Here is a 10,438-nt window from a genome sequence, read left to right on the forward strand (position 1 = left end):
AAGTGGTTGGTTTTCCAGTTCTATCAGGGCGTGGGCCTGGACCGGGGTTATTTCGAGGTTACCGCATTGGCGGTCAAGCATACCCAATTCCCGCACGAGGAGGCGGGATTGGGCCCTGAGGGAAGCTGCGTCCATGGAGTGGTCTCTTTTGGTTGCGTAGTGCAATCAAAATTAGTTGCTTCTCACAACGTTGTCAACCGCAATGTCACTGACATCTGTGTACTGCTGCAGTTCACCATGGTGGCAGGCAAGGTGACCAAGGGCTTCTTTCGCTGCTTGTTGTGCGGTTTTCTTCTGCCAGATACGCTCGTGGAAGTAGTAGGCAACCGTGTTGATAGCCGGCTCAATCATTGCCATCACACTGCCGATCAGTACATCACCAGTCAGTAGGTAGGCAACTGCAAAAGCAACGCTAAAGTGCACGACGGCAAAACTGAACGTTTTACGGCCTGGGTTGGCATAGCCACTGCGAAGCAGTGCTTTGGTCTGCCAGGCTTTCTCATGAAAATAGAAGGCCACCGTGTTGACCATTGGCTCGATCATAGCAATAAGGCTGCTGATCAGGATTTCGCCCGTCAGTAAGTAAGCAACGCTGAATGCGACAAAAAAGTGGATAATGGCAAAGCTAATGGTCTTTTTCATGGTGGACTCTCCCTCAGTTGAAACTAGATATTAGTGATAATTATTATCATTTGCAATCTATTATCATCTATCACTTCGATAGGTGTGCTCTATGACAGAATACGGTCTGGGTGAGTAGAAGGATTTATGAAGGAGGTCACAGTGGGCTGGCTGGCAATAAAAAAGCCGGCGCATGGCCGGCTTTGAATCAAGTGTGGTGCTGGTAATTACAGCGCAGCGATAGTTGCTTGCTGCTCAGCCAGTTTCACAAGAGTTTCTTTGTAACCATCAAGCTTCTCGCGCTCTTTGGCAACAACCGCTTCTGGCGCTTTAGCCACGAAACCTTGGTTGCCCAGTTTGCCTTCGATACGCTTGATTTCACCTTCGGTCTTCTTGATTTCTTTCGCTAGGCGATCGAGCTCAGCGTCTTTGTCAATCAGGCCTGCCATTGGGATCATCAGCTCAGACTTGCCAACCAGGGAGGTTGCACAAGCAGGCGTTTCTTCACCGGCAGCCAGTACACGGATGTTCTCTAGCTTGGCTAGGGAAACCAGTACTTGCTTGTTCGCTTCAAGGCGTGCGGCATCTTTGTCGTCTGCGGCTTTTAGCATCACATCAAGCGGTTTGCTTGGGGCAATGTCGTACTCGGCACGCAGGTTACGGATGCTGGTGATAAAGCTCTTCACCCACTCGATGTCAGCCAGTGCTTCTTCGTTGAAGTTTGCTTCATCGTACTGAGGCAGTGCCTGCAGCATAATAGTGTCACCTTCAACACCGTCTACCAGCGGCTTCACGCTCTGCCAGATAGTTTCGGTGATGTATGGGATCACTGGGTGAGCCAGACGCAATGTCTTCTCAAGTACGGTGATCAGGGTGCGGCGTGTTGCACGTTGCTGTGCTTCAGTGCCTTTCCACAGTACCGGCTTGGTCAGCTCTAGGTACCAGTCACAGAACTGGTTCCAGATGAACTCGTAGATAGTGTTCGCAGCCATGTCCAGACGGAAGTTGTCGATGTGGCCGTTGAACTCTTTCGCAGCTAGCTCGAACTGGGATTCGATCCACTTGTCAGCCAGTGAGTACTCAAGCTCGGCATCAGCAGCGAAACCACAATCTTGATCTTCTGTATTCATCAGTACGTAACGGCTGGCGTTCCATAGCTTGTTACAGAAGTTACGGTAACCCTCAAGGCGCTTCATGTCCCAGTTGATGTCACGGCCGGTAGAAGCCATGGCAGCAAGGGTAAAGCGCAGGGCATCAGTACCGTAAGGTTCGATACCGTCTTCGAAAGTCTTGCGTGTCTGCTTTTCGATCTTTGCGGCCAGCTGTGGCTGCATCATGTTGCCACAGCGCTTTTCAACTAGGTCTTCAAGACCGATACCGTCGATCATGTCGATTGGGTCAAGTACGTTACCTTTTGACTTCGACATCTTGTCGCCGTTTTCGTCACGGATCAGACCCGTTACGTAAACTGTCTTGAACGGAACCTGCGCCTTGCCGTTTTCGTCTTTGCAGAAGTGCATGGTCATCATGATCATGCGGGCAACCCAGAAGAAGATGATGTCAAAACCTGTTACCAGTACATCTGATGGGTGGAACACTTTCAGATCTTCAGTCTGCTCAGGCCAGCCTTGGGTACCGAACGTCCAAAGGGCAGATGAGAACCAAGTATCCAGCACGTCATCGTCCTGGCGAAGAACGACAACCGGTGCCAGGTTGTTCTGCTCGCGAACTTCTTCTTCGCTGCGGCCAACATAAACGTTACCGTCGTTGTCGTACCAAGCAGGGATACGGTGGCCCCACCAAAGCTGGCGCGAGATACACCAATCCTGGATATCACGCATCCAAGAGAAGTACATGTTTTCGTATTGCTTGGGTACGAACTGGATGTCGCCGTTTTCTACCGCAGCAACAGCAGGTTCTGCTAGAGGAGCCGCACGCACGTACCACTGGTCAGTTAGCATTGGCTCGATAACCACACCACCACGGTCACCGTAAGGTACGGTCAGGTCGTGGTCTTTGATTTCGTCCAGTAGGCCCAGCTCGTCGAACTCGGCAACGATAGCTTTACGTGCAGCAAAGCGTTCCATGCCGTGGTATTTTTCCGGTAGCTCTGTGCTGTAGGCATCGCTTGGTTCGCCATTAGTGGTGAACACTTCAGACGCATCACGGATATCAGCATTGAACGTCAGGATGTTGATCATAGGCAGGCTGTGGCGCTTGCCCACTTCGTAGTCGTTGAAGTCGTGTGCAGGAGTGATCTTCACACAACCTGTGCCTTTTTCCATGTCAGCGTGTTCGTCGCCAACGATTGGAATACGGCGGTCAACGATAGGCAGAAGGATCTCTTTGCCGATCAGATCTTTGTAACGTGGATCTTCTGGGTTGACTGCCACACCGGTATCACCCAGCATGGTTTCCGGACGGGTAGTCGCTACCACGATGTAGTCTTTGCCTTCAGCCGTTTTCACGCCGTCAGCCAGCGGGTAGCGGAAGTGCCACATGTGGCCTTTCTTGTCTTTGTTTTCTACTTCAAGATCTGAAATGGCGGTGTGCAGTTTCGGATCCCAGTTAACAAGACGCTTACCGCGGTAGATCAAGTCTTCTTCGAACAGGCGAACGAAAACTTCCTGAACGGCGTTAGACAGGCCGTCGTCCATCGTGAAGCGCTCACGCTCCCAGTCTACAGAAGCGCCTAGGCGACGAAGCTGCTTGGTGATAGTGCCACCAGACTCACCTTTCCACTCCCAGATTTTATCGATGAAAGCGTCACGGCCGTAGTCGTGCTTGGTCTTGCCTTCTTCGGCAGCAATCTTACGCTCCACAACCATTTGGGTAGCGATACCCGCGTGGTCAGTACCGACTTGCCATAGGGTGTTCTTGCCCTTCATACGCTCACAGCGGATCAGGGTATCCATGATGGTATCCTGGAACGCGTGGCCCATGTGCAGGCTACCTGTGACGTTCGGCGGTGGGATCATGATGCTGTAGGCATCTTTTGATGTGTCACCGTGAGGCTTGAAGTAACCAGCCTCTTCCCAGCGCTGGTACAGCGCCTTTTCAATTGATTGTGGGTTGTATGTCTTTTCCATAGCGCTCTTAGAAGGATCTATGTGGAATTAGGGCGTCGCAGCATTGGCGGTGTTGAGCTGGATACCAGCCTGGCGATATTGCTTGTAGCGTTCGCGTGCCAATTGCTTCTGTTTTTCATCGCAAGGGACGAAGTCTACCACTTGTGAGAAGGTAACGGCAAAATTTGGTGCATCGAGCCCCAAATTAATCAGGATCCCGCGCCGTCCGCTGTGGCGCAGTCCGGGCCAGCCAATCTCGACCGGTGAACCGCCACGGGGGCCTTCACCTATCAGGTTATGGGGCACGAAGTTATCGGGATCCAGCTGCCATAAATACTCATCTATCTGTTCTGCTTGTGCTTTGTCGGCAGCAAGCAAGTAGACTTTGTGGCCCTGGCGGTAACTCATTGCTGCTTGATGACAGGCAAAATGCAGCTGGAAGTCGTTATCCTCTGCATGTTGCTGTTCACTGATTATATAAAAAGTAGCATGAGTCATGGCGTTTACTCTATAAACGAAGGGGGCCGTTTGGCCCCCTTTAGCGTCAATGTTACTCGACGTTCTCTAGGCCGGCTCGGTTGAGCAGGAATTGGACCAGCAATGGGACCGGACGACCGGTTGCCCCTTTCGCCTTGCCACCGACCCAAGCTGTACCTGCGATGTCCAGGTGTGCCCAGTTGTATTTCTTGGCAAAACGAGACAGGAAACAACCTGCGGTAATCGTACCTGCACCCGGTGAGCCCAGGTTCGCCATATCGGCAAACGGGCTTGCCAGCTGCTCCTGATACTCATCGTTCATTGGCAGGCGCCATGCGCGGTCGCCAGCTTGCTCGGAAGCGTTGATCAGCTCGTGAGCTAGCGGGTTGTGGTTTGAAAGCAGGCCACTGATATGGTTACCCAGTGCAACCACACAGGCACCCGTCAGGGTCGCTACATCGACAACACATTCTGGCTCGAAGCGCTCAACGTAAGTCAGTGCATCACAAAGGACCAAGCGGCCCTCGGCATCGGTATTCAGCACTTCTACTGTCTGGCCTGACATGGTTGTCAGGATGTCACCCGGGCGGTAGGCACCGCCACCTGGCATGTTTTCACAGCCAGCCAGAATACCGACGACATTGATTGGCAGGTTAAGCTTCGCCAGTGCTTTCATTGCCCCGAAGACGGTTGCTGCACCGCACATGTCGTATTTCATCTCATCCATCTGGGCAGATGGCTTGATAGAGATACCGCCGGAGTCGAAAGTCAGGCCTTTACCGATAAGAACAATTGGCTTGGCATCTGAATCAGGGTTGCCCTTATATTCGATCACCGACATCATGGCTTCGTTTTTCGAGCCCTGGCCAACGGCTAGGTATGAAGTCATGCCCAGCTCTTTCATTTCCTGCTCGCCAATGATCTTGGTGCTGACAGTATCAAAGTCATCCGCTAGGCGACGGGCCTGTGAAGCCAAGTAAGCTGGGTTTGCTACGTTTGGTGGCATGTTGCCCAAGTCTTTACCGGCTTTTACACCAGAGGCGACAGCCAAACCATGGGCGATCGCGCGCTCGCCAAGAGAAAGTTCACGGCGGGTAGGTACATTGAATACCAATTTGCGCAGTGGACGGCGGGTCTCTGGTTTGCTGCTCTTGAACTGATTGAAGGTATACAGGCTGTCCTTAGTGGTTTCAACGGCCTGGCGGACTTTCCAGTAGGTGTCACGGCCCTTGACGTGCAGTTCTGTCAGGAAGCAAACCGCTTCCATCGAACCGGTTTCGTTCAGGGTGCTAATTGTTTTTTTGATGATCTGCTTGTACTGGCGTTCATCAAGTTCGCGCTCTTTACCACAACCAACCAGTAATACACGCTCTGATAATACGTTTGGTACATGGTGAAGCAGCAGCATTTGGCCAGGCTTGCCTTCTAGATCACCACGGCGAAGCAACGAGCTGATATAGCCATCGCTGATCTTGTCGAGCTGTTCGGCAATGGGAGAAAGGCGACGTGGTTCGAATACGCCAACGACGATACAGGCACTGCGCTGTTTCTCGGGGCTACCACTTTTTACACTGAACTCCATGCGTACTCCTACATCCTAATAAAGACAATTAAAGCTAAATGTTAGATAATGCCGCACTTATGTTGCTGGACCACAAATTCGGTATAGGATTAAAGTGCAGGTTAACAATTAGCCGAAAGATTAAAAAAATAACTGATTAACCGAAAAATTATAGTGATTCCAGTAAAAAAACAAGTTTTCTATGGGTATTTAAAGCGTGATTATTGTTCGGTATTTGACGCGTGAGACAGTAAAAAGCCAATTTGCGGTGCTTTTTGTCCTTTTTCTTGTCTTTATCAGTCAGAAATTTATTCGCATTCTAGCTGATGCAACAGAGGGTTCCATTCCGAGTGATTTGATCGTGACCTTGCTCGGTTTGTATATGCCTTCGATGGCTCTACTGATGTTGCCACTCAGTTTGTACATCGGCATTTTGCTTACTTTCGGCCGATTGTATGCCGAAAGCGAAATTACTGTGATGAATGCCACGGGTATTGGCAACAAATTTCTTATTCAGGCCGCGCTGTGGCTAGCGATTATCACCGGCTCGGTAGCGGCTTTCAATGCATTGTGGCTGGCACCTTGGTCAGTAGAAAAAACCGAACAGTTAATGGAGCAGGTGAAGGCGGACTCCGGCCTTGATTTGTTGGTGAAAGGCCAGTTCCAAGCTGCCCCTGATGGCCAGGGCGTGGTGTTCGTCAATGACATTACCAATAGTGGTAGCCGACTGGATAAAGTGTTTGTTGCCCAACTATCAGCCCGTGATGCACTGCGCCCGAGTGTGATGGTGGCTGACCGTGGCTATGTCAGTGAATTGCCAGACGGCCGCCAGGTACTGGATTTGAAAGAAGGTACCCGTTACGAAGGGATCCCGACACGGTTGGATTACTCTATCACTCAGTTCGATGATTACCAGGCCCTGATTGGCCAGCGGGCTGTGCGCGAGAAAAAGCGTGACTGGGACGCATTGCCAACCCTTGAGTTGATGCAGCGGCCCGAACTTGCCGCCAAGGCTGAGTTCCAGTGGCGTATGTCACTGGTCCTGTGTATCCCGCTGTTGACGATGATCGTTGTGCCGCTGTCTGCTGTGAACCCGCGTCAGGGACGCTTTGCCAAACTGGTCCCGGCGGTATTGATTTACTTGGCTTATTTCCTTGCTATCAGTGCCGCTAAGTCCGCGGTCGAAGATGGGGGGCTGCCGTCTTATATTGGCTTGTGGTCGATCAATGTTGTGATTTTTGCCGTAGCGATTGGCCTAAACAGTTGGGATACCTTAGCTATCCGTAAAGTGAGAGAGAAGTTTCGGAGACGTGGTTAATGTTTAAGATTCTGGATTTATACATTGGCCGAACGCTGATTTCGACTTCGGCCCTCACGTTGTCGACCTTGGTGGGGCTTTCGGCCATCATCAAGTATGTCGAACAGTTGCGCAAAGTGGGTGATGGCACCTACGACCTTTGGAAAGCGTTGATTTACGTGTTGCTCAGTATCCCCCGCGATATTGAGATGTTCTTCCCTATGGCTGTGTTGCTGGGGGCGCTGATTGGCCTTGGCATGCTAGCGTCGAGCTCCGAGTTGGTAGTCATGCAGGCGGCAGGCTTTTCAAAGCTGGATATCGGCCTATCTGTGTTGAAAACAGCAGTACCCTTGATGTTGATGATCACTTTGCTTGGCCAATGGGGGGCGCCTGAAGCCCAGAAAGCTGCACGAGAACTAAGGGCCTTGTGGACTTCCGGGGGGAATATCCTCTCGGTTCAGCAAGGCGTATGGACTAAAGATGATAACGACTTTATCTATATCGGCCGGGTGCACGAACAGAAGGAATTACATGGGGTCAACATCTGGCAGTTTAATGATCAGGATGAACTGACGCATTCGACCTTCGCCGAGTCGGCAACCTATCAGAAAGGCAATGGCTGGCAGCTACAGAATGTAACGGTAACCACGTTAGGCAAAGATCAGCAGGTGAATGAGCGTCTGCCTGAGTTGCATTGGCAGACGACGCTGACACCGGACAAATTGGCCATTGTGACCCTTAAGCCTGAAGAGCTCTCGCTATCAGGGGTTTATGACTACAAAAACTACCTCGAGGATTCCAAACAGGACTCATCCCGCTATGCCCTGGCATTTTGGCGTAAGGCACTGCAGCCTTTTTCAATTGCGGTGATGATGTTGCTGGCACTGTCTTTCGTGTTTGGGCCACTACGTTCGGTGACCATGGGGGCAAGGGTACTGTCGGGGGTCATATTCGGCTTTGGTTTTTATATTTCGAATGAAGTGTTTGGGCCGATGAGTATTGTCTACCGCCTCCACCCGATAATAGGGGCGATAGGGCCGAGTTTGGTGTTCTTGTTTATCACCATCTACCTATTACGACGCAAGCTCTAATCATTGGATTCAAAAAAGGCGCTCTAGGCGCCTTTTTTGTAGCTATGATTTGGATGGCTGGGGGGAGGCGTATCAGTTTACCTTTGGCAGCACAACCATTTCACAGTCAGCCATAGCATCCTGGAAAGATTGTTTGGTCTTGCTGAACGGTGCCAACAAGTTACCCAGCCCAAATGCAGAGGTTGCCATACGGATCATTGCCTGGGTCGGGCGGATATTCGAACCATCTTTATTCTGGATACGTAACTTCCATGCCCGCATTCCCAAAGTTTGGCCTGCCTGGCACCAGAAATAAGTAAAGAAGCCAACAATAACGACAGCAAGGTAGCCGGTGTAAAGCATACCCACTACCGGGTGCAGGGTCATGTAAGCGCTGACATCTTCATAGCCAGTAATATCGACCATGCCAACGGCGACTAAGGCTGCCATCAAGCCAATAGCGATGCCGCCAGCAAGCATGAGGACAGCGGCGATAACGAGGGTGTCATACAGCCACGCCGCAAGGCGGCGGAAAAGGCTAGGGTATTGTTTGGTGGATTCAACGTCCGGCTGTTTCTTCTTTTTCACAAGGTTTTCCAAATTAACGAAGCTTCAAGGTGTTGCGTGCAGTGTAGCAATATTACTTACAGGGGTGAATGATACGGATCTTGGAAATGAGAGCCATCCAACCAGCAGTTTTGGCTAGCAGCACTATATTTATTGGAGTCAGTAGCCAAAGTGCCTCGAGGGGCCTTACGCTACTACTGATATCTATTCTATAGCCTGTTCCTGGGCACTTTGATTGAGGAGCAAGAACAATGGCTGATAACCATGACAACACCACGAACTGGCCTGAACTAGCCGGTGCGCTATATGACAAGCTAACAGAAAGGCATGCAGAACTAACCTATGATTTTGACCATGTTGAAATCAGTGTGCCAAGTGGGGCTGGCGACAAGCCGGAGCACTCTATCTGGAAGGTGAACGGTAGCGTCAGTATCCGGGGACGTAACCTAGATTAATGTTGGAATATGACGGTGAGGTTGAGGTTGAGGTTGGCGGGGAAGTCGCTCGCCTCAATGCACAAGGGCGGCAACTTACCCTGACAGTACCGAGTGATAGGATGCTCTTGGCTTTGATTGGGCTATATTGCCGTTTTTCCGTGTCAAAGGCGATATCACGTGCCCCCTTTATTTTTGGTAACCACCAACTGCTGATCTGTGTCCCTCACGGTGGCTCCTTGAGTATTACCCAACGGCAAAGTTGGCTTCGTGTGTTCCTACCTTATAAATTTTCGCTAACGGGTATCAGCTGGTGGTTTCGTCATGGGCCACGGTTCTTGTATCAATTCTGGCGAAGTTAGCGTGACTTTGCGTGTGCTTTGCTAACTAAAATGTTCAAAATCTCAACAAACAAACTTTAAAGAGCTATTTTCCCGCTTTTTCCTATTGCGTTGGAAAGCAAGATGCGTAGAATGAGCTCTATTGCCCGGGTGGCGAAATTGGTAGACGCAGCGGATTCAAAATCCGCCGGTGAATAACTGTGCCGGTTCAAGTCCGGCCCCGGGCACCATTTTCAAATGACAAAGCCTCGACGAAAGTCGGGGCTTTGTTGTATCTGGAGCCAGCCTTGCTTTGAGCTATGTACGGTTTGGCTGCATCCTTCACCACCTTTACTTCTTCACTGTACCACCTTCATTGTAACCAGCGCTCATTGTCCAGTTGGTGCGGCAGGCCTCATAAAAGCACAGGGTAGTCGTGTAATTAGTTCCTTTCTTCTCTTAATTGCGTAAATCAATCACCAAATAAAAATCCTTAATATATCTTATTTATATTGATTGGTTAGTCATTTATCTCTCTGTTTTTTATTAAATGGATATTGGATGAGTTTCTATTTAAAGTTCTTCAATAAATAATTTATGAAACCGTTGTTTATGAATTTGCGATTCTCTTCACACTCAATGCAACCGGTTGCGCTTTGTTTTGTTTTTCTTGTTAGCTAATATTTATTTGTCGTTTTTAAGTGTTAAAAATGAACCCTGGAGAGAGTAATGAAAAAGATTTTGTTGTGTTGTAGTGCGGGAATGTCAACCAGTATGCTGGTCCAGCGAATGACGAAAGCTGCCGAAGAGCGTGGCATTGAGTGCCAAATAGAAGCGCAGGCCGTAACAGTATTCGAAGATGCCATACAATCTTTTGACGTCTGTCTACTTGGGCCTCAAGTCCGTTTTCAGCTAGAAGAGTTGCGCAAAACAGCCACCTTATATGGTAAACCTATTGATGCGATTTCTCCGATGGCATACGGGATGATGAAGGGTGAGGAGGTTCTTGAACAGGCTTTATCA

The 10,438-nt window shown here is 50.1% G+C and carries 10 protein-coding genes, 1 tRNA gene and 1 pseudogene; 6 read left to right on the forward strand and 6 right to left on the reverse strand.

What is annotated here, in order from left to right:
* From BIZ37_RS30575 to pepA, 5 genes and pseudogenes are all read right to left on the reverse strand, one after another.
* Positions 1-135 (reverse strand): annotated as a pseudogene (locus BIZ37_RS30575) (MarR family transcriptional regulator); the annotation flags it as partial.
* Positions 136-171: 36 nt separating this feature from the next.
* On the reverse strand, positions 172-642 hold the full coding sequence (locus BIZ37_RS27420) for a DUF2061 domain-containing protein (RefSeq protein ID WP_187464228.1): 471 nt from the start codon (positions 640-642) through the stop codon (positions 172-174).
* A gap of 206 nt (positions 643-848) precedes the next feature.
* Positions 849-3,710 carry a valine--tRNA ligase gene (locus BIZ37_RS27425; RefSeq protein WP_187464229.1) on the reverse strand — a complete coding sequence of 954 codons (2,862 nt, stop codon included), beginning with the start codon at positions 3,708-3,710 and terminating at the stop codon, positions 849-851.
* Between the two features lie 27 nt (positions 3,711-3,737).
* Complete coding sequence (locus BIZ37_RS27430) at positions 3,738-4,187, reverse strand: DNA polymerase III subunit chi (RefSeq protein ID WP_107299558.1); 450 nt, start codon at positions 4,185-4,187, stop codon at positions 3,738-3,740.
* Between the two features lie 52 nt (positions 4,188-4,239).
* Positions 4,240-5,748, reverse strand: a complete 1,509-nt coding sequence (gene pepA, locus BIZ37_RS27435; protein ID WP_107299557.1) for a leucyl aminopeptidase — start codon at positions 5,746-5,748, stop codon at positions 4,240-4,242.
* A gap of 196 nt (positions 5,749-5,944) precedes the next feature.
* Here pepA and lptF point away from each other — a divergent pair, with 196 nt between their 5' ends.
* Together lptF and lptG are read left to right on the forward strand one after the other, a co-directional pair.
* Positions 5,945-7,045 carry an LPS export ABC transporter permease LptF gene (gene lptF / locus BIZ37_RS27440; protein ID WP_187464230.1) on the forward strand — a complete coding sequence of 367 codons (1,101 nt, stop codon included), beginning with the start codon at positions 5,945-5,947 and terminating at the stop codon, positions 7,043-7,045.
* Positions 7,045-8,115, forward strand: a complete 1,071-nt coding sequence (lptG, locus tag BIZ37_RS27445) for an LPS export ABC transporter permease LptG (RefSeq protein WP_187464231.1) — start codon at positions 7,045-7,047, stop codon at positions 8,113-8,115. The genes lptF and lptG overlap by 1 nt, the downstream gene beginning before the upstream one ends.
* Before the next feature lie 72 nt (positions 8,116-8,187).
* Here lptG and BIZ37_RS27450 read toward each other — a convergent pair whose 3' ends face one another.
* The gene (locus BIZ37_RS27450; protein WP_187464232.1) at positions 8,188-8,682 is read right to left on the reverse strand and encodes an RDD family protein; all 495 of its coding nucleotides are present in this window, start codon (positions 8,680-8,682) and stop codon (positions 8,188-8,190) included.
* 230 nt (positions 8,683-8,912) lie between these two features.
* On the opposite strand from BIZ37_RS27450, the gene BIZ37_RS27455 reads away from it, so the two are divergent.
* The 4 genes from BIZ37_RS27455 to BIZ37_RS27470 all read left to right on the forward strand — a co-directional run.
* Positions 8,913-9,116 carry a hypothetical protein gene (locus BIZ37_RS27455; RefSeq protein ID WP_187464233.1) on the forward strand — a complete coding sequence of 68 codons (204 nt, stop codon included), beginning with the start codon at positions 8,913-8,915 and terminating at the stop codon, positions 9,114-9,116.
* The gene (locus tag BIZ37_RS27460) at positions 9,116-9,457 is read left to right on the forward strand and encodes a hypothetical protein (RefSeq protein WP_187464234.1); all 342 of its coding nucleotides are present in this window, start codon (positions 9,116-9,118) and stop codon (positions 9,455-9,457) included. The genes BIZ37_RS27455 and BIZ37_RS27460 overlap by 1 nt, the downstream gene beginning before the upstream one ends.
* Positions 9,458-9,580: 123 nt before the next feature.
* Positions 9,581-9,666 (forward strand) — tRNA-Leu (locus tag BIZ37_RS27465).
* 478 nt (positions 9,667-10,144) lie between these two features.
* Positions 10,145-10,438, forward strand: a 294-nt coding sequence (locus BIZ37_RS27470; protein ID WP_187464235.1) for a PTS sugar transporter subunit IIB, incomplete at its 3' end; no start/stop codon positions are given.

It is taken from the genome of Photobacterium sp. BZF1 (assembly GCF_014349205.1).
Classification (GTDB): Bacteria; Pseudomonadota; Gammaproteobacteria; order Enterobacterales; family Vibrionaceae; genus Photobacterium.